Consider the following 19,657-nt stretch of genomic DNA (forward strand, 5'->3'; position numbering starts at 1 on the left):
AAAAAGGCTCTCTTATAAATTTCATTGCTTTTTAAAACGACATAATTGAAATAAAATGCTTCGTAACGTAGTGCTCGTGATTTCCGCTCCAGGCAGTCGCTTTTCGCTAGTATAAAGTGATTTTCTTTAAACAGGCTCGGCTTCAGCTAACTAATAGACTTGAAATATAAAGAGCAGAGCGTCCGTCATCGACTTACAAATTGAAACCTATTGCTTCTGCACTGTATATTCTTTGTAGCTTTCCTTCGTGCGATTACTCTCTCACCTAAATATAAAAAAGGGTAATTCCAATATAACAATTGGAATTACCCTTTATATGTGCACTACTATGTTAACTTAGCTAGGCTCGATTAAACCATATCGACCATCACGTCTTCTATATACCACACTTGTGCTACCAGTAATGGAATTGGTAAATACATAAAAAGCGTGGCCTAGCATGTCCATTTGTAACACGGCTTCCTCTGAATCCATTGGTTTTAAATCAAATCGCTTCGTACGAACAATATCCAACTCATCTTCATCAAGTTCTGCCTGTTTCTCCGCCTGAACTTCTCTCTCCATTTCAGCAAAAATGTGTTTAGGAGAACCGTTTTGCTTGAATTTTCGGTTAACTTTTGTTTTATATTTTCGAATTTGACGCTCTAACTTATCAACAACAAGGTCAATGGCAGCATACAAATCATTATGTTGTTCCTCTGCACGTAATAATAAATTTGTCATTGGAATCGTAACTTCAATTTGCTGTTCATCATTGTAGACACTTATATTAACATGTACCTCCGATGTAGGTGGAGAATCAAAATAGCGCTCTAACTTTCCGATTTTCTTTTCGACATATTCTTTTATTGCATTTGTCACCTCAACATTTTCACCTCGGATGTTATACTTCATCATAAAAGTGTCCTCCTTTCATCCTTATACAGTATATTTCTAGAGTACCCTGTCCTAATCCTGCTTAAACAAAACAATTTGTTTGTCGAAATTTTTACAGGACTGGTAAGGAGTATATAAGTAAGTATACCGAAAAAAACAATATTATGAAAGCGTTTTATTAACGATATATGAACATTTCTTGTCGTTTTTCTGGACGAGGTGAATGTGTTTGATAAGCGTATACGTCTCCCTTTTCAGCCGATTCATCAGTTAAAAGCTCGTTCAGGGTATTTTGTATTTCTTCATTGAATTTAATTAATTCGTTGATCATCTTTTTTTCTTCCTTAGAAAAAGGGGGTGCTACTTGTGACATTAAATGTGCACGCTTTTCAATTAGTATATTGATCCTTGCTAATTTATCTGCTTTTTTTTCATTATTTCTAACTCGCTTCAATTGGTCATGTAGTTTTAACGTTGTTTTATAAAAGTTTTCTAACCTGTTCATCAGAAATTACTCCTTATCAATATGTTATGTTGTTTGGATTAAATTTATAAAGTTAAATGTGTTTTGCTTTTTAAAATTGATAGTAATAAATTCCCGAATCTTAGCATAGTTAAACCAATTTTTATCCACGGATCAAAGTAAAAGCGTAGACGGATGGTGAACCATGTAATTTCAACTGACGGGCAGCATGTCGCAGTGTTATGCCGGTGGTATATATATCATCGATTAGTATAACAGGTTGGTTTATTGAGGTTATTACTTCAAAAGGATTTTGAGAGGACAAGCGTTGTTTTCTTGTTTTTTTTGATTGCTTTTCCCCGTGCAGACGGGTTAGTGCATTCATGTAAGGAAGATCTAATAATTGTACCAATGCTTCTGCTTGATTAAAACCTCGTTCAAGCATTCGCTCTGGACTAAGCGGTATTGGCACCAGTACAGCTGTTTTTTTCAAAAAATCAAAATTTGTTTGAAAACGATTTTTAAATGAATCACGAAATATCTCACATAAAATATAGTCGCCACGGTACTTCCAATTAGCAATTATCTCTTGAATCATCGAATTGTATCGATACACAGATTGGTTGCATTCTAACTCTCCTTGTGAACCAGACATTTTTTCCCATTGCTCACAGTCAGGACAGATACTAACAATACAATTCCTACTACATTTTTTGCATCTTTTTCCTGATAGAAGTTCTAATTTACTGTCACAACCATCACAAAGTGGTTTGGATTTCTCTGGAACAAACAACTGCTTCCAATCTAATATCGGGAAGATTTCTTGGTCACAAATTAAACAATGCATTACAATTTCCTCCTTCTGCGATTCATCTGCTCTATACTTTTCACAGCTCTCACCATAGCGTCTGTCTTAGCATCATGAAAAAACACTACCTCACCAGTAGGATCGATATGACTCCTTCCTGCTCTTCCTGCAATTTGAATTAATGCTGCATCATCAAATACGGAATGGCCGGCGTCTAGCACTGCAACATCGACGGATGGAAACGTAACTCCTCGCTCAAGGATCGTAGTAGTAATGAGCATGTTTATATTACCGTTACGAAAGTTATTTATTTTTTGTTCTCTTTCCGCGTCAGCCGAGTGAGCATAGTCAATCGTATAGGTGTGGTTATTTGTTTGAAGAATCTCCATGTTTCTCAATGATTGCATTAATTTTTCTGAAAGGCTAATCGTTGGGACAAAAATAATAACATGTCTGTTTGGATACTCTCGTTTATCAAGCCATTGAAAAAATGCTTTGGGTGGATGGTGTGTTGCTAGGGCTTTACGTAATGTAAGACATAATCGAAAACTTGGTACTGGGAGCGGATAACCATGGAATCGCTGAGGAACAAAAACTACATCTAGTGTTTTGGCTTGGACTTTTTTCTGATGTTCTGCGCGAGGAGTGGCGGTTAAATAAATCTTTGCCGCTGCTTCTTTTGCACTTCTATGTGCAGCAAAATGCAGAGACTGATCCATATGAAATGGAAAGGCATCGATTTCATCAATTACAATAACATCAAATGCTCTGTTAAATCGGATGAGCTGATGCGTGGTGGCAACAATAAACTGAGCTCTGGATTCTTTATCTGGACTTCCTCCATACAAACCCTCAATTGTGACATTAGGGAATGCTCGGCGCAGCCTTGGCAGCAATTCACGAACAACATCTGTCCTAGGAGTTGCAATACATATTCGTTTTCCTTGTTGTAAAGCTTGAGATAGACCTTCAAATAACATTTCTGTTTTGCCTGCACCTGCCACAGCCCAAACAAGTAGGTCCTTATTCCCTTTGGATATATAGCTAGCTATTTGTTCCGAAGCGTGGTGCTGATAACGACTAAGTTCCCCTTTCCATTTACATGGGTCAACATGTTTTTCCCAAGCAGGTTCAGGTCCATTCCAACTATATAATGGTTTACAGGCCAATACTCTTCCCATCAAGATGCAACTTCTACAGTAGACATGATTTTGGTTACAATTTGCACATGGTAGGCTGCCAAACCATCGGCGTTTTGTATTACCACACCTTCTACATTGATGACCTGATATTCTTTTAGAAATAGCTTCAACTGGAATAAAAGCGTAATTCGATAGTAATTGCTGAAAAGTTGGTTCATCCAGGTTAATTTCTTGTCTTAATAATAGTTTACCGCTATATGAAATGGCGTGTGACCGATCGTTTTTTTGCGGGTTGTAGTTATGAGGTTGAACGGGTGCAGGAGTATAATTGAAGAATTTTGATTTAAGAAAGGCTATAAGCAGTTGGTACACACAAAAACAGCTCCTCCTTGTTTATTTGAGATGCCAGGCATATCTGCCTGGCACATTATTTTATAAAAAATAATATAATTGCATACTTACCCATTACTTTATAAACCAGCAGATTCCGAGTGCACCTTCACCAAGGTGTGTACCAATCACCGGACCAAAATAGCTAATTGTAACCTCGACATTATCATATCTCTGCTCTAGTTCTTGCTTCATTTGTACAGCTTCTTGTTCACGCTTCGCATGGATCACACATGCTTTGATCGTTTTACCAGATTGTGCGTCCGAGCCGATCAAATCAAACATACGGTTCACAGCTTTTTTTCGTGTCCGTATTTTTTCAAAAGGAACAATTTTTGTGTCTACAAAATGAAGCAATGGTTTAACTTGCAACATGCTTCCAATGAGTGCTTGCGCTCCATTTAGTCTACCACCACGATGTAAATGCGATAAATCATCCGCCATGAAGTAAGCACGCATCGTCTGCTTCATTTCCTTAAGTCTAGCGATAATTTTTTCAGGCGTCATCTCAGGTAACGATGCCATTTCTGCTGCTTCTAATACGTAAAACCCCTGTGCAAGGCAGCTAACCTCGGAATCAAAGGCATACACGTCGATTCCATCAACCATATTTCCAGCCGATTGCATCGTATGATATGTTCCACTAATACCACTGGATAAATGAACCGCCACAACTGCATCATATGTTTGTGATAACTCTTCTAGCTTTGCAATCACTTCACCAAGTGCCGGTTGAGATGTCTTTGGTAATTCTTCTGCATTATGCACCATAGTGAAAAAATCATCGGCTGTTATATCAATTTCTTCTCGGTAAGATTCATGCCCAAACACAACACTTAACGGAATCATGTGAATTGCCAGGTTGTCTCTAATCTGGGCAGGGATGTAGGCGGTACTGTCGGTAACTACTACTATTTTCATTCGCATCTACCCTTCTTGTCCATTTTTTCTTATCTAGAGAATCAATTTATGCCATCATCAAATTCAATTCCTCTTGTCATTATTTTACATGATAACAAGCAAATTGCACAGACAATATAAAGATAATTGGATTAACAATCATAGTATGAACTATTTCATTTTAACCCATCCATTTCGAATAGCAGTTACAACTGCTTGTGTCCGATCATTAACATTCATTTTCTGTAATATATTACTTACGTGATTTTTCACTGTCTTCTCACTTATAAATAGTGCTTCAGAGATACCACGATTGCTTTTTCCATCTGTAAGAAGTTGAAGCACTTCACATTCACGTCTTGTTAATAAATGAAGGGGTTTTTTATAGTCAGAGTCTATTGTGGACGTATTGGTTAGTTCGTGTGATATTTTACGAAATTCCCTAACTAGACTGTCTGCTACTTTAGGATGCAAAAAGCATCCGCCATCTGAAACAACTTTAATGGCATCAATTAGTGATTTAGAATCCATTTCTTTTAGTAGGTACCCTTGAGCACCTGCATTTAAAGAATCTGCTACAAATTGTTGATCATCATGTACCGATAACATGATAACATTAATGTCCGGGTAATGCTTCGTTAATTCTATAGTAGCTTCGATGCCGTTAACTTGTGGCATATTTATATCCATTAAAACCACATCAGGCCTATATTGACCTATTAAAGGTAATGCCCCTGATCCATCATCACCTTCGGCAACCACATGAAATGATGGTTCATTTTCTAATAAGTTCTTAACCCCTTCACGGAACAGTTTATGGTCATCTATTAAAACAATATTTATCATACAATCTGTATCCCCTATTCTACAAATATTAATTCTGATAGTCATTTATTGAATTATGACATTTTTCGGCAAATTTCGCTATCTATTTATATCTGAATGTATGACTCTAGCATATTCCATTATACAACTAAACCTTTCTTCTTTCACTTAAGGAAGTATACTTAAAAAAATAAATAGAGTTTCAGTTTTAAATTTTTTAGAAAGTTACCGAATTGCTTCAATTTGCTACTTTATACCGTACAAATTATAATAATGTTTTAGGAGGTCTAAAGGTACATGTTGAAAAGTTATTATACTGTTAATAGGGAAGGCTCTGATGAAGTAACAATTCAAAAGTCTCGCTTTATTGGTTATGTCAAACGAGTAGAAACCGAAGAAGAGGCACAAGTATTTATTAACAGAATTAAGAAAAAGCATCATGATGCTAATCATAATTGCTCCGCTTATATTATTGGGGAAAACGATGAATATCAAAAAGCCAATGACGATGGTGAGCCTAGCGGAACTGCCGGAGTACCTATTTTAGAAGTGTTAAAAAAGAAACATTTAAAAGATACCGCCATTGTCATAACACGGTATTTTGGAGGCGTAAAACTTGGTGCCGGCGGACTTATAAGAGCTTATTCCTCAACTACCTCACAGGCAATTGCAACAACCGGAATCGTAAAACGCCATTTAGTAACGGGGTTCTCAATTATTGCAGACTACACGTTACTAGGTAAATTAGAAAACGCCATCCGTAACACTAGTTATATTTTAGATCAAATCGACTATTTAGATAAAGTAGATTTAAGAGTATATGTTGGTAGTGAAGAAATTGATGAATTTTATAGTTGGATTATTGACTTAACAAATGATCAAGTTTCGATTACCGGCAAAGACACAAGATATGTTGAAACACCTTTATAATTACATACTTATAACGGACCATTTCTATGAAATGGTCCGTTATTATTTATGTTGTAGATCTATATTTCGGTAAATCGTGATAATTTAATTCCGCAATTAATCTTTGGATTAGTTCATCGGAATTGTTAATCTGTAATCTTTCTGTTTGCTCAATTACTTTTTTTAATACTTTTTTATACACATCACGTTCTTCCAAAAATCTCACCTCAAGACAAACTATAATTAATTGTTATCGTCCCTGTATATTTATACATATGATGTTTACGCATTACTTGTGATAATATCTTGTGGATTAAAGTTTACTAGTCAAATCAACGACATAATTACCTTGGATAACTATTTGCATCAGCATATAGTTTGGAGACGAGTTAATCCAACTAAATGTGGATGTGAATAGCTAAAATTCAGTATTATTAAAAGACTGAAGTTACTAATTTTTACATTATAGCATATTTAATTGGATTAAAAAGTAGATATATAGTGACGTACATTTATGTAAGCACTTTTATTTTTTTGTAAACGCATGATGTTTTTACGATACATAGTATTGGCAAGACTCGTTTTAGAAAGTATAATTAGTAATATACATGTACAAAACCAACAACGATAAATGACAGAAGTAAAAATTCTTTTACCTACGGAGTGATATGGATGAAAAAACTTGCCATTATTTTTATCTTGGCTGGAATTGGATTATTAGGTGTTGGTGGATATCAATTTGTAAAAACATATGCTGCTGAAAAAAACAGTTTGTTAGAAGCAAAGCAGCTATTAGAAAAAAGTGATTATAGTGCAGGTGATAAGGAAGTCCTTGACGTACCTGAGTTCCGACCTGGTTTTGGTGAGACCGTTGGTATCCTGGAGATCCCCAAAATAGATGCTGAACTACCAATTGTGGAAGGCACTGACCCAGATGATTTGGATAAAGGCGTGGGTCACTATACAGGTACGGCTTATCCTAGAGAAAATGATCAAATCGTTTTATCGGGACATCGAAATACTGTTTTTCGAAAATTGGGTGATGTTGAAATAGGCGACACCTTCGTGGTAAGACTTCCTCATGGTGAGTTTATCTATGAAATGGTTGCTTCAAAAATTGTGGAGGCAGATGACCGCACCGTTATTCAATCAACTGCTCCAGAAGAAATATTAACAATAACGACATGTTATCCTTTTGGTTATTTAGGAAATGCGCCACAGCGATATATTATTACGGCTAAGCCTGTGGAAGCGGCTAGTTAAATAGAACTTTAAAACGCATGGGGCAATTATTATCCCATGCGTCTTTTTATTAATCAATATCTTACTATCGATTAATAGCTATTCACATATCGACATACATCATCGTTTAAAGTGACACACTTTCTCTAGTATCAATCGACTTCAAACAAGCATCAACTACAAGCGCATGATCTAACATCATCTCATTTGTATAACTCGGTTGTTTCCCCTCAAAAATCGCACTAGCAAAGTTTTCTACTTGGAGTTTATATTGATCCGCTTGTATAAAGAACTCTTCCATGCCATCTTCAGTCTGCACGGTGATACGCCCTTCCTCGTTTTCATTCTGATCCGGTCGAAATGCACCATTTACTTCGATACTCCCTTTAGAACCAACAACTTGATAACTATTTCTTGATGTTAGATCAAAGCTACAGTCGAATGATGCTTGTACACCATTATTAAACGATAAAGTTCCAGCTACGTTTGTATCCACTTGATTGCGTGGATCAACCTTTGCGCTAGCAAAGATATTAGTTGGTTTCATATTTAGTATGTTGCAAATCGAGTGTAAAGAGTAGCAGCCAATATCATATAAAGAGCCACCTCCCAACTCTCTGTTCATACGTATATTGGTATCTCGGTCTTGCATAAAGTAAGAAAAACTCGCACGCATGAATGATACATCACCAACGGCACCGCTTTCTATTAATTCCTTAACCTTTCCATGTTGCGGATGAAATTGGTACATAAATGCTTCCATAAATATAACCTGATTATTTCTGCACGCTTGTATCATTTCCACCAGCTCGTCGGGATTTAGAGCTGCTGGCTTTTCACATAAAACATGTTTTCCGCTCTCAGCCGCTTTGATTACCCATTCCTTATGTAGACTGTTTGGCAGTGGAATATATACAGCTTGAATTTCTGGGTCATCAAGTAACTGTTCGTAAGAGCTATACGCTTTTGGAATGTTAAGCGCGGTCGCTACTTCTCTTGCTTTGTCTCCGCGACTTGCAATTGCTTGTACTATCCCATTATTAGATCGTTGTATTGCAGGAATAACCTGTGTCTGACCAATACCTGCAGTACTCATAATACCCCAATTCAGTTTTTCCATAGTTAGCCACCTATCCAATTAATCTTGTAAACTTCTTATAGTGTACACGATTACATTTGCCATTGACAGAAGAAGCTACCAGTGAGGCTGATTTCTAAAAGATTGTTGTTATTGCGTAAAATGGCTAGTATGCGTCGTAGTGCTTAGGTATTCACTCATCATACATGTGCACCGCTCCGTCCCTCCACTTTGCTTTCCGCGGGGGGCTAGTGAGCCTCCTCGCGCTTTCGCGCTGCGGGGTCTCACTTACGCCGATAGTCCCGCAGGAGTCAAAGTGGAGGGCCTACGCTTCATAAAAGGTGCGTAACAGAAAACTACCCTAAGCTGTGGAAAAATACGCCACTCCAGCGGGAAAGGAACAGTCTGAAGACCCCGCAGTGAGCGCTCTTTGCGAGGGAGGAGGAGTAGAGCGTTCCCCGCGGAAAGGGCGTATTTTTCCACAGCGCCGGATTAGCAATCACTACTACGACGGAATTCACTTCATTTACGAAGTATTATACCGCACCAAACTTTACGACTATAGCCTTGAAAGGAAAAGATTACACCAATTTAAACAGTCCCCATTTGCTCTAGAATACAAATGGAGACTGTTTAAAACTACATTTCATTTAGTATTTTGGTATATTTTTTAAATGCTTGATAATTTCTATCCTCTAGCGTTTGATCAATTAATCGTTTTAGATTCTCTTTTTCTAGTTGTTCAACCACTTCATTAATTTCATCTTTTTCGATCGGAGTCTTATCACCATTAATATAAGGATGGATTATGGAAGATAAGCGGGTTTTAAAATCTTTAAGCTTTAATAATTCGGAAAGGGTAACACGACTATACTCTTTTCCTTTTTGAAAAACGAACACATCGCCTTGATTTTCCACTTCTTGTGTCTTTCTGTTTATACGGATCTCCCTGGCTTCTAATGGAACAAACTGATACACTTGATCGTCCAATGATAGTGAGAAATATTGATAAGCTAAAACCACCCGTATATGGTCTGTTTCTTCTTTGATGTAATAAGGTTTAAACATTTTAACAGAAAGCATCCCGTCACCCCCTTCAAATGAAGTTTAGACAATCACCTATGTGCAATGTTTTCCCAACGACGTTTATTTATTGCATTATATGATAGGACTTCCCTAAAAGTTAATAGCTTTTGAACATTTAGTTAAATATATTTCATTTGAACGCATTTGGCAACGCTTTCATTAATGGAATTGTACTTTTTTCAAGCTGAAACTACAATGGGACCTGTTGTTAAATTGCATCAAGTTTCGGTATAATAAGGAAGTATCTTTAAGACGAAGGTGAATGCACATGAAAAAATTACGATTCTTTGGAAGCAGAGTAGTAAAAACAGGTGTTGCGGTTTTCCTAACTTCGCTTCTTTGTCAATGGCTCGGTTGGCCAGCAGTATTTGCAGTAATTACTGCTATCGTAACAATTGAACCGACTGTATCAGATTCAATCAAAAAAGGCATTGTACGTTTACCAGCGTCAGCAATTGGTTCGGCTTATGCTGTAATGTTTATATTTTTATTCGGCAATTCTCCGATTACCTATACAGCTGCTGCATTATTTACAATAATCACGTGTTTTCGGCTTAACCTTCATGCTGGATTACTAGTCGCAACCTTGACCTCTGTTGCGATGATTGAGGTTATACATGATAACTTCTTTATTGCATTTTTAATCAGATTGGGAACAACCTCGATTGGCTTGTTGATCTCAACAGTTGTCAATATGTTTGTATTGCCACCTAATTACACAAAGAACATCACGAGCAATATAAATAGTTTACTCAGTACTTATGGTGTTGAATTAGATAATATTATTAAAGTAATTATAGGCGGAGTGACACAGCAAAGTAAAGAAAAATACGTAAAAGAAACCTTCTCACAATTGAAAGTTAAACTAGATAAAACAGAGATGCTACTTCAATTTCAGAAGGATGAAGCAAAGTATCACCGCTTAGATGAACAAGGAAAAAAGATATTCCAACAGGAGCAAGAAAAGCTTTCTTCCTTACGATTAATCTATTATCATTTCGGAAATCTTATCAATACGGAGCTGGAGAAGGTGTCATGGGATAATCAGGAATGTCAAAGCATCATAACTGCTGTCGAGACGTTAGCACATGCAATGAAGAATCCTGAACAATTTGATCCTGCAATCCATCGCTTACAGGTTCATGATTTGTTACAACGATTTTGGACAAGTAAGCAAAGAACAATTAATGAAGAAAACAATGAAAAGGCAGCTTTCTTCTCATCGGAAATCATTATACTTTATGAATTGTTATCGATTTATAATTTAGTTGAATTGCTATTAACAGATCAAGATATAACAACCTAGTTTTCCATCGGCTGAGGTAAGTAGTTTAGTAGTAATAAGCTTCTACTACCTTTTGACCAGCCATTGTAAACCAGCTTTTACTATCGACTGCAATCCAGTCTGCCGTGCTTTTTGTCTCAAAAATATAAACTGGGTCATCTTTATCATTTTTAGTATCGATAAGTGTGACCTGTAAACCTTTCACTTGATAATATGCTTGAATGATCTCAGGTTTAAGTTGAAACGATTCGTCATATGAGCTTATTGTTTGTTCCCAACCATTAATTTTCCAGGTATTGTTTTGTTTTATCAGTGTCACCTTGAACTTTGCACCGCTATTAATTACATCCTCTGGTCGGTAAGCATCCACTGTTATAGTATTGGGATCTACCTGTTTATGTGAATAAACATCTGTCTTCATAGCACCTTGTAATGGGCTTGGTGCATCACAATAACAGAAGAAAGCATCCACATTCTTTATAATTTCACTACTGATAAAAGAATCCGTAAAATATGGTTCAAGTATTGGACGGATTATTGCTTCAAACTCTTCTATCGTTGGTTCACTCTCTCCAATTATTTCATACCATCCATGCTCTTCTATTGTAGTGACCACCTTTGTTTGAACCTCATCCAGACTGTCCAACAAATACACGATATCTTCAGGCGTTGACGATGCTCGGTCTACTGAAATCACAGAAGCCTTGATTGGAGTATTCTTCGTAGCATTTATCAACCGGATCGTCGACATTGATGTATGTTCTTGTGCAATTTTCATACCTTTTTCGTCTTTTGACTCTGCCACAGTGCCACAGGCAGTGATTACCAAGAAAAAAGATACTAGTAGACAAAGCTTGATCTTCAACGTTAAACCTCCTAAACTAATGTATTGTTAAATATACCCGATTCAAATAATTGTATACTTATATTCTATTAAATTAACACAAAAAAATTACCGCGATTCAAATATCAATTTCAGTAAATGGGGTGGATACTATCAGACTATTACCTGATGGGTGTAATCGAATTTAGGTCTTTAAATTTGTAATCAAATTTGAAATTTGATTTTGAAATATACGCGCTCGAATTTCGGGTTCCATTCTTTTTGTGATAAAATGCTTTACATACATGTTTTCTATTAAACTATTTGAGTCAATTTCACAATTACTAATTACTTCCCATCACAAAACTGCTATATGCTATGGTGACAAAAGGATCAATTGAAATTGACTAACTTACTAAAGAAGGTGATTTTTTGATGAATTCTATTAGCTTCCATCCTTTAAGTGAAACGGCAATTATTATCGATTTTGGCGACAATATATCACTACAACAAAATAACCACATTTTAGCGTTATCTCGAAAACTTCATCAGCATCCATTTCCTGGTTTTATTGAATCTGTACCTGCATATACCACGTTAACAATTCATTACAATCCACTCCATTACCGTACAAACAGTTACGACCAAGTTATTTCCTATATAAAAGCCTATTTATTAAACTCAAACCCACAGGCTGCACCTGATAATAAAATAATAGACATACCTGTATGCTATGAGCTCGAATATGGACCAGATTTGGAAGATGTTGCATCTGTCAATAACCTATCACCAGCTAAAGTCGTAGAGTTACATACTACAAGTAACTACCACGTCTATTTTCTAGGTTTTACACCTGGATTTCCGTTTCTTGGAGGTCTAAATGACAGGATAAGTGCCCCAAGAAAATCCGAACCGAGGACAAGTGTGCCGGCTGGCTCGGTTGGAATTGCTGGTAACCAAACAGGCATCTATCCGGTAGCGTCTCCTGGAGGATGGCAAATAATTGGAAGAACGCCTGTCTCGCTATTAAATGTGGATAAACAACCTCCAACTTTATTGCAACCAGGTGATACAATCCGTTTTTATTCGATTTCAGCAGAAGCGTTTATAGCTTGGGAGGATCAATCATGGGATTAAAAATTATTGAAGAAGGACTGTTAACTACAATTCAAGATTTAGGTCGTACAGGTTACCAGGCCTTCGGATTTTCTGTTGGTGGTGTGATGGATCCGTGGGCAATGCAGCTAGCCAATTTAATCGTAAATAACGACGAAAAAGAGGCAGTGCTTGAAATGAGTTTTCTTGGACCGAGTATTACCTTTGAAGCAAATGTGGTTATTGCACTTACGGGAGCCGATATGTCTCCAAAAATTAATGATCAACCAATTGAACTTTACAAGCCTATACCAGTAAAACGTGGAGACACCTTACAACTTCGAACAGCAAAGACTGGACTGCATAGTTATCTTGCAGTTCAAGGCGGAATGTCCATTCCAGCTAAACTGAACAGCAAAAGCACGGCAATGAATGCCCAATTCGGCGGATTTGAAGGCCGTAAGTTACAAGTTGGCGATAAGATCGAAATTAACACACCAGCAAGTAATCAGAGAAAAGCCTTCTCTTGGAGGCTGGACCCGCATCTTTTCAACTATATGAATAGCAGTCATGAAGTAATTCATTTTATAGAAGGACGGCAATATCATTGGTTTAGCGAGGAGTCAAAAAGCAAGTTTGAACATGAGTCCTTCCGAATAACAGGCAGATCAGACAGAATGGGTTATCGACTGCAAGGCCCTACGCTTGAATTAATAAACCAGAAAGAATTGCTCACAGAAGGAACATCGTACGGAACAATCCAAGTTCCCTCAAGCGGTGAGCCTATTGTACTCATGGCAGACAGGCAACCAACTGGTGGTTATCCAAAAATCGGACAAGTCATTTTTGCCGATATGCCAAAATTAAGTCAACGGCGACCAAATCAAGCTTTTACATTTAAGAAGTATACATTAGAAGAAGCGACTAGCAAATGGTTCCGAATTAGGCGTCAAATCGATACTTTAAAAGCTATTACTAAATATCGTTGGTCAAAAGAGAATTAATTTCCAGCGAGTATATTAGTTACTCAATTATTCAAATTCTGGGTACTTAGCCGATAATTATGTATAGACAAACTACTTATTTTTCAAAAATAGGAGATACCTGTTTATGCCAGTGAATTTATTTAACATATTGTAATGGTGAAGGCACACCATCCAAAGGGTTTACTTCTCATATCTCCTAGTGCGTCGAATAAAAGTCACCAGTTTAAGCCTTCAACTGGTGACTTTTCAAATGTTGCACAAGTTATCGTAATGATACAACCTATCATCGTCATAGGCTAATACAAATAGGAAGAAGGGATGGGTGTATTTGGTAAAATTTAAATTCTTACCATTGGATAAAATTAAGAGCTACCATGAAGAAACTGTTAAGCACAACATTGCAATCAGGAGAAACTTCGTATGGTATAAGCATTCTCATTTCTTTACACTAGAAGAAGCAGATGGTAAGTACTTTTTGATGAACGGCTTTATGTTTTACGATGCCTTACAAACACAGAACAAAGAATCATATATTCCTTGTTTCATCTTAGATCAAACGAGCAGTGACAAGAAAGATAGACTATTAAAAATCTTGTTTCAAGGAACGAATGGCGAGCCGACAAGCTGGAAATTCAAGTGGCGCATTATAAAGGAACTGACAGAAGAGCACCACGTATCAAAAGAAAAAATAGCCGGTTATCTTCACAAAGAAACGAAATGGGTTGCTAACTATATGCTAGAGGATCCGATACCAGATGCTTACAAAAAAAGAGCAATTGAGACACATGCAACCTGGCAAGTTAACTTCATATGTAATCATCCAGCCATTCCCAAACGAGATAAACTTGATTTATACGAACAAGTTGTTAACGAAAAGCTGTCAAATTATCAGGTATATATGTTAGCAAGCTATTACAATATGAGCTATTACAGCATTTATGGGCATCCCTATGCCGCCTATCCACAGTTACATCGAACTCCTTTTCACGCCAAAAATATCGCTCCATAACCCAATGCACCTAAAATTACGAACGCTGGATGCACCTTTAATTTTTCCATTAAAACAAAACTCGCTACAACTAAAAATAGCATTTGCCATATTCCTGATTCATCATACGAACTATAAAAAAAATTAAATGCCATTACACCTAATAACACTGCAATAGTTGGACGTATGAATGTTGTCATTCTTTTTACGCGAGGGGAATCTTTATACTTCATCAGCAAACTCAATAAAGCAATCATTAAAATTAACGATGGTGCTACTGTTGCAAATACACCGACAACTGCCCCTAACACTCCACCTTCTTGATATCCTATAAAACCAGCCATCTTGGTAGCAATCGGGCCTGGTAATGCATTTGACATCGCCAGCATTTCACTAAATTCAGTAACAGACATCCAACCAAAGCGATCAACAACTTCATTTTCCACAAGTGGAATCGAAGCCGGACCTCCACCATAGCCAACAATCCCGGGTATAAAAAATGCGATAAAAATTTGCCAATACGTCATCATGATTGTCCTTTCTCTTGTGCTATGTTGTTCTTCTGTTTTTTCACAGGCATCACTAAAGCTAAGACAAGTATTAACGTAATAAAAATCCCCGGATGCACACCTAAGCCTTCAATTAACACAAGCGATAAGATAACTAGCACACCCGTCTTAATCCAACCAATACCCGCTTTTGATTTCTTTAAAAAATCATACGTTAAAACAGCAAGCATTACACCTACAACTGGCACAACTGCCTTTGTCATGCCTTGAACCCATGGTTGATCACTCATCGAAGACAATGTTGTAAGTAAAACGATCAAAATAATTATTGTTGGTACAATTGTCGCGAGCACAGCTGTAATCATTCCGAGGTAACCAGCAACACGATAGCCGATGTAACCAGCCATTTTCGTTGCAATCGGACCTGGCAAAGAATTTCCTAAAGCTAAGATATTGGCAAATTCATCAGAATCTAACCACTTGTACTTATCCACTACCTCCCGCTGAACAAGCGGTATCGAGGACGGGCCCCCACCATAGCCGAGTATGCCGACACGGAAAAAGGCCAAGAAAATTTCCCATTGTTGTTTCATTCTTAATCAATTCCTTTATCGTTTAATCAATTTATTTCTAAAAAGCTGAGTAATTTATGAAATTGACGCCATTAATAAGCTGCAATTAAACCATCTGTGCGTTTTTCCGTTCCACCATATAACACACCTGTATCCGGATCACGCCAGATGATCTGGCCTCTTCCAAACGTATATTTATCTAATGTATATTCGATTTGATGTCCTAACCGTTCTAACCCATCTGCTATGTGTTTAGGAAAATCAGGCTCAACCATCACACGCTTTGCTTCTGGCCAGTTCCAGCGCGGTGCATCCAATGCTGCTTGTGGATTTAATTGAAAATCAATCATATTCATAATTACTTGTACATGCCCCTGGGGTTGCATAAAGCCTCCCATTACACCGAACGGACCAACCGCTTGATCGCCCTTCGTTAAAAATCCAGGAATAATCGTGTGGTATGTACGTTTACCGCCTTGAAGTGCATTATCATGATCAGGATCCAACGAGAAGTTACAACCACGATTTTGCAGTGCGATACCTGTTCCTGGCACAACTAGCCCTGAACCAAATCCATCATAGTTACTTTGAATGAACGAGACCATGTTACCTTCCTGATCGGCAGTCGCCAAATATACTGTACCGCTTTTTGGTGGTGTACCCGCTTCAGGAATAGATGCCTCATCTCCAATCAATATCCTACGTTGTTCCGCATATTGCTCTGAAAGTAACGCATCTATGTTAACAGTCATATGCTTCGATTCCGTGATGTACTTTTTACCATCAGCAAATGCTAGTTTCATTGCTTCAATTTGTTTATGATATGTAGCTACAGCATCTTTCTCAGAAAAATCAAATCCTTTTAACGTATTTAAAGCAAGCAGTGCTACTAGTCCCTGACCATTCGGTGGAATCTCCCATACATCATAGCCACGGTAGGAAACGTTAATCGGGCTTACCCACTCCGGCTTGTAATTTTCCAAATCTTGTTTTGTGAGAAAGCCATTGTGTTTTTTGGAGAAAGCATCGATCTTATCAGCAATTTCTCCTTTATAAAAGGACTTTGCTCCAGTTTCCGCAATCGCGGTTAATGTTTTTGCATGATCTGGCGACTTCCATAACTCGCCAACTTGCGGAATCTTACCATTTGGCGCAAACACATCAAACCAATCTGCAAACTGTTCATCATCTGCATACGGCAAATACTTTTCATATTCCTTTTTCCAATAGTATGCCAATACTGGCGAGATCGGATAACCATTCTTAGCATAATTAATCGCAGGCTCTAATGTTTCCTTTAAAGAAAGCTTTCCGAACCGTTCTGATAAAGCCAACCAGCCGGCAGGCGCACCTGGTACCGTCACCGGGATCCATCCTTGTTTTGGGATGTAATCATACCCTCGTTCTTTTACTTTATCAATCGAAATAGCTTGAGGTGCTGGGCCACTCGCATTCAAGCCATGCAGCTCTCCTTTTGTCCAAACTAAAGCAAATGCATCGCTCCCTATGCCATTCGATGTTGGCTCAACAACAGTTAATGCTGCCGCTGTTGCAATAGCTGCATCTATTGCATTACCACCTTTTTTTAAAATATCCAACCCAGCCTGTGCCGCTAACGGTTGCGATGTAGCAACCATTCCCCGGTTTGCTACGGTCATCATACGTTGTGATGCATAAGGATAATAATGCGGATCAAATGTAGGTTTACTCATCGTAAAAACTCCCCTTGGTATTATTCCAATACTGTATCATTCAGAAAAAAATTACAAAAGAATGAAAAATAGTGAAATCACGTCAAATGTTTGATACAATAATAGAAAATAATTCGTTTGTTAATCATTTTTATGTTTTTTATTAACTTTCGATAGTCCGCTATACAAATTATAATCGAAAATTCAGAAAAAATAAACCGATTTTATCTTTTTAATAATCGCTCTTTCTACAGTTTGTACTTTTTATAGTTCATGATTAAAGTGAAATCCGACGTAACTTTTTAATAATAATGGTGCGTACTTTGACACCGTTCTGTCAGAATACTTCGCTTTCCGCGGGGAGCGACGAGGAGGCTCACTAAGCCCCCCGCGGAAAGCAAAGTGTATTTCTGGAGCGGGTGAAAGCACTATCCATATAGTTATGCCTGATATTAGCTATTTTCCGCAATTCCTTTAAAAACAGCCTTTATATTTAGAAAGGAGATAAACACGTCATGGAGCTTGATCATACAGACAGAAGTATCTTAGATTTATTAATCCAAGATGGCAGAATGTCTTACACCGATATTGGAAAAGAACTTGGCCTTTCTCGTGTAGCTGTCAGATCACGAGTAAATCAACTAATCGCGGATGGCGTAATTGAAAAATTTTCCTGTATCGTTAATAGTGAAAAAGTAGGCAAAAATGTCTCTGCCTTTTTCGAAGTTGACTGTGAACCAGCTAATCTTGTTGAGGTGGCAGAAAGCCTCGTGAACAATCCCGTTGTTGCTAGCTGTTATCAAATGACTGGACCTAGTACCTTACACATGCATGTGTTAGTAAAGGATTTCGCACAGTTGGAATCATTCATTAATGAAGAACTATATGGATTAAAAGGGATAACTCGGGTGGAAAGTCACATTCTACTGCGCAGATTCAAGAGTAGAAGTGGCTTAAAACTATAACCTAAAGACAAAATAAATAGAGGCTCTGATTACAAGCCTCCAAGGTAATTTCTTTATACTTTTTTATTCTATTCTTAATCGCAATGGACTTAGTCTATCTTAGGAAGAACTCTTTCTTCTTTTGTCATCTCTGATTGACACAATGGGCATTTCGGTACCTCTTCAAAAGAAAATGACTCTCTCATCCATCCTGGACAAGAGTCACTGGTACAAGACCATACCATTGTATTTACTTCAGGTACAGGCTCTCTTTTATTATTATAGTAGGCCATTATAAACAAGTCCCCTTTCTGGGTATTACTCTTATTATATCCTATTTTTGCAAAAAAATAAAATCGCCGTAATAAACCGACAATTATAATAGTATGATTCCTTTGCGAAAAAAATGTATATTTCTTTAACATAATATACTCATAATGTCTTCAGATAATTCAAATAAACATAATTTAAGGGGGATTTACAATGAATCACGAAAAATATTTAAACAAGGCGATTGCGTTGGCCGTAGAAAATGTAAAAGACCAGGGCGGGCCATTCGGCGCTATTGTCGTTTCTAAAGATGGTGAAGTTGTCGGAACTGGCAAAAACAGAGTCACTTCGACGAATGATCCGACAGCCCACGCAGAAGTACAAGCGATCCGTGATGCCTGCCAAAAACTCGGTAGCTTTCAATTACAAGATTGTGTTTTGTATACCAGCTGTGAACCTTGTCCAATGTGCCTTGGCGCAATTTATTGGTCAAGAGTAGAAAAAGTATATTATGCAGCAGATCAAAAATTGGCCGCAGCCGGTGGGTTTGATGACGCATTTATTTATGAAGAGATTGCAAAAAAACAAGAAGATAGAAAAATCCCATTCTATGCTATTAACCTAAGCGATCGTAATCTTCCTTTTGAAACTTGGGGAAAGCTGGAGGGTAAGACGGAATATTAATAGAGTGCACAATTGTACAATGACACCCTTAAGTAATATAGAATCATCCTAATCTAAATTCCCTAACACATTTGATTGAACCTTCTTGCTT

23 protein-coding genes are annotated in these 19,657 nt (G+C 37.4%); 8 read left to right on the plus strand and 15 right to left on the minus strand.

Annotation, left to right across the window (positions count from 1 at the left end; translation table 11 throughout):
* Nucleotides 1-336 precede the first annotated feature (336 nt).
* The 7 genes from hpf to ACI6MV_RS14675 form a co-directional block, all read right to left on the minus strand.
* Complete coding sequence (gene hpf, locus ACI6MV_RS14645; protein WP_407271118.1) at nt 337-894, minus strand: ribosome hibernation-promoting factor, HPF/YfiA family; 558 nt, start codon at nt 892-894, stop codon at nt 337-339.
* Nucleotides 895-1,054: 160 nt separating this feature from the next.
* Complete coding sequence (locus ACI6MV_RS14650; RefSeq protein WP_407271060.1) at nt 1,055-1,381, minus strand: hypothetical protein; 327 nt, start codon at nt 1,379-1,381, stop codon at nt 1,055-1,057.
* 121 nt (nt 1,382-1,502) lie between these two features.
* Entirely contained in the window at nt 1,503-2,186 is a 684-nt protein-coding gene (locus ACI6MV_RS14655) for a ComF family protein (RefSeq protein ID WP_407271061.1), read from the minus strand.
* A complete protein-coding gene (locus ACI6MV_RS14660; protein ID WP_407271062.1) occupies nt 2,186-3,328 on the minus strand; it encodes an ATP-dependent helicase ComFA in 1,143 nt (380 codons plus the stop codon). Before ACI6MV_RS14660 ends, ACI6MV_RS14655 begins: the two co-directional genes overlap by 1 nt.
* Nucleotides 3,328-3,507, minus strand: a complete 180-nt coding sequence (locus ACI6MV_RS14665; protein ID WP_407271063.1) for a hypothetical protein — start codon at nt 3,505-3,507, stop codon at nt 3,328-3,330. The genes ACI6MV_RS14660 and ACI6MV_RS14665 overlap by 1 nt, the downstream gene beginning before the upstream one ends.
* Before the next feature lie 247 nt (nt 3,508-3,754).
* The gene (locus ACI6MV_RS14670; RefSeq protein ID WP_407271064.1) at nt 3,755-4,600 is read right to left on the minus strand and encodes a DegV family protein; all 846 of its coding nucleotides are present in this window, start codon (nt 4,598-4,600) and stop codon (nt 3,755-3,757) included.
* Between the two features lie 150 nt (nt 4,601-4,750).
* Nucleotides 4,751-5,425 carry a response regulator gene (locus ACI6MV_RS14675; protein WP_407271065.1) on the minus strand — a complete coding sequence of 225 codons (675 nt, stop codon included), beginning with the start codon at nt 5,423-5,425 and terminating at the stop codon, nt 4,751-4,753.
* 276 nt (nt 5,426-5,701) lie between these two features.
* Between ACI6MV_RS14675 and ACI6MV_RS14680 the strand changes: the two genes are divergently transcribed.
* Entirely contained in the window at nt 5,702-6,334 is a 633-nt protein-coding gene (locus ACI6MV_RS14680) for a YigZ family protein (protein ID WP_407271066.1), read from the plus strand.
* Nucleotides 6,335-6,380: 46 nt separating this feature from the next.
* Here ACI6MV_RS14680 and ACI6MV_RS14685 read toward each other — a convergent pair whose 3' ends face one another.
* A complete protein-coding gene (locus ACI6MV_RS14685; RefSeq protein ID WP_407271067.1) occupies nt 6,381-6,530 on the minus strand; it encodes a hypothetical protein in 150 nt (49 codons plus the stop codon).
* Nucleotides 6,531-6,985: 455 nt separating this feature from the next.
* Here ACI6MV_RS14685 and ACI6MV_RS14690 point away from each other — a divergent pair, with 455 nt between their 5' ends.
* The gene (locus ACI6MV_RS14690; protein ID WP_407271068.1) at nt 6,986-7,576 is read left to right on the plus strand and encodes a class D sortase; all 591 of its coding nucleotides are present in this window, start codon (nt 6,986-6,988) and stop codon (nt 7,574-7,576) included.
* Between the two features lie 106 nt (nt 7,577-7,682).
* On the opposite strand, the gene ACI6MV_RS14695 is transcribed toward ACI6MV_RS14690, so the two are convergent.
* A complete protein-coding gene (locus ACI6MV_RS14695) occupies nt 7,683-8,675 on the minus strand; it encodes a Gfo/Idh/MocA family protein (RefSeq protein WP_407271069.1) in 993 nt (330 codons plus the stop codon).
* 597 nt (nt 8,676-9,272) lie between these two features.
* Entirely contained in the window at nt 9,273-9,716 is a 444-nt protein-coding gene (locus ACI6MV_RS14700; RefSeq protein ID WP_407271070.1) for an IDEAL domain-containing protein, read from the minus strand.
* A gap of 271 nt (nt 9,717-9,987) precedes the next feature.
* Between ACI6MV_RS14700 and ACI6MV_RS14705 the strand changes: the two genes are divergently transcribed.
* Nucleotides 9,988-11,025, plus strand: coding sequence for an aromatic acid exporter family protein (locus ACI6MV_RS14705; RefSeq protein WP_407271071.1), 1,038 nt, complete (start codon nt 9,988-9,990; stop codon nt 11,023-11,025).
* 25 nt (nt 11,026-11,050) lie between these two features.
* On the opposite strand, the gene ACI6MV_RS14710 is transcribed toward ACI6MV_RS14705, so the two are convergent.
* On the minus strand, nt 11,051-11,869 hold the full coding sequence (locus ACI6MV_RS14710; RefSeq protein WP_407271072.1) for a hypothetical protein: 819 nt from the start codon (nt 11,867-11,869) through the stop codon (nt 11,051-11,053).
* 393 nt (nt 11,870-12,262) lie between these two features.
* Between ACI6MV_RS14710 and pxpB the strand changes: the two genes are divergently transcribed.
* The 3 genes from pxpB to ACI6MV_RS14725 all read left to right on the plus strand — a co-directional run bounded on the left by pxpB (nt 12,263) and on the right by ACI6MV_RS14725 (nt 14,917).
* Complete coding sequence (pxpB, locus tag ACI6MV_RS14715; protein WP_407271073.1) at nt 12,263-12,964, plus strand: 5-oxoprolinase subunit PxpB; 702 nt, start codon at nt 12,263-12,265, stop codon at nt 12,962-12,964.
* Complete coding sequence (locus ACI6MV_RS14720; RefSeq protein ID WP_407271074.1) at nt 12,955-13,926, plus strand: 5-oxoprolinase subunit C family protein; 972 nt, start codon at nt 12,955-12,957, stop codon at nt 13,924-13,926. Before pxpB ends, ACI6MV_RS14720 begins: the two co-directional genes overlap by 10 nt.
* A gap of 334 nt (nt 13,927-14,260) precedes the next feature.
* Nucleotides 14,261-14,917 carry a hypothetical protein gene (locus tag ACI6MV_RS14725; protein ID WP_407271075.1) on the plus strand — a complete coding sequence of 219 codons (657 nt, stop codon included), beginning with the start codon at nt 14,261-14,263 and terminating at the stop codon, nt 14,915-14,917.
* On the opposite strand, the gene ACI6MV_RS14730 is transcribed toward ACI6MV_RS14725, so the two are convergent.
* The 3 genes from ACI6MV_RS14730 to ggt form a co-directional block, all read right to left on the minus strand.
* Entirely contained in the window at nt 14,893-15,423 is a 531-nt protein-coding gene (locus ACI6MV_RS14730; protein WP_407271119.1) for a chromate transporter, read from the minus strand. The genes ACI6MV_RS14725 and ACI6MV_RS14730 overlap by 25 nt on opposite strands.
* Complete coding sequence (locus ACI6MV_RS14735) at nt 15,423-15,998, minus strand: chromate transporter (RefSeq protein WP_407271076.1); 576 nt, start codon at nt 15,996-15,998, stop codon at nt 15,423-15,425. The genes ACI6MV_RS14730 and ACI6MV_RS14735 overlap by 1 nt, the downstream gene beginning before the upstream one ends.
* A 71-nt stretch (nt 15,999-16,069) precedes the next feature.
* Nucleotides 16,070-17,689, minus strand: coding sequence for a gamma-glutamyltransferase (ggt, locus tag ACI6MV_RS14740; RefSeq protein WP_407271077.1), 1,620 nt, complete (start codon nt 17,687-17,689; stop codon nt 16,070-16,072).
* A 494-nt stretch (nt 17,690-18,183) separates the two neighbouring features.
* Here ggt and ACI6MV_RS14745 point away from each other — a divergent pair, with 494 nt between their 5' ends.
* Nucleotides 18,184-18,633 carry an Lrp/AsnC family transcriptional regulator gene (locus tag ACI6MV_RS14745; RefSeq protein ID WP_407271078.1) on the plus strand — a complete coding sequence of 150 codons (450 nt, stop codon included), beginning with the start codon at nt 18,184-18,186 and terminating at the stop codon, nt 18,631-18,633.
* Nucleotides 18,634-18,722: 89 nt separating this feature from the next.
* Here the strand turns inward: ACI6MV_RS14745 and ACI6MV_RS14750 are convergent, their stop codons facing one another.
* Nucleotides 18,723-18,905 carry a cold-shock protein gene (locus ACI6MV_RS14750; RefSeq protein ID WP_407271120.1) on the minus strand — a complete coding sequence of 61 codons (183 nt, stop codon included), beginning with the start codon at nt 18,903-18,905 and terminating at the stop codon, nt 18,723-18,725.
* A gap of 190 nt (nt 18,906-19,095) precedes the next feature.
* Here ACI6MV_RS14750 and ACI6MV_RS14755 point away from each other — a divergent pair, with 190 nt between their 5' ends.
* The gene (locus ACI6MV_RS14755) at nt 19,096-19,566 is read left to right on the plus strand and encodes a nucleoside deaminase (protein WP_407271079.1); all 471 of its coding nucleotides are present in this window, start codon (nt 19,096-19,098) and stop codon (nt 19,564-19,566) included.
* The last annotated feature ends 91 nt before the right edge of the window (nt 19,567-19,657 follow it).

The sequence above is a fragment of the Radiobacillus sp. PE A8.2 genome (assembly GCF_045635475.1).
In the GTDB taxonomy this organism is placed as follows: Bacteria; Bacillota; Bacilli; order Bacillales; family Amphibacillaceae; genus JBJGXI01.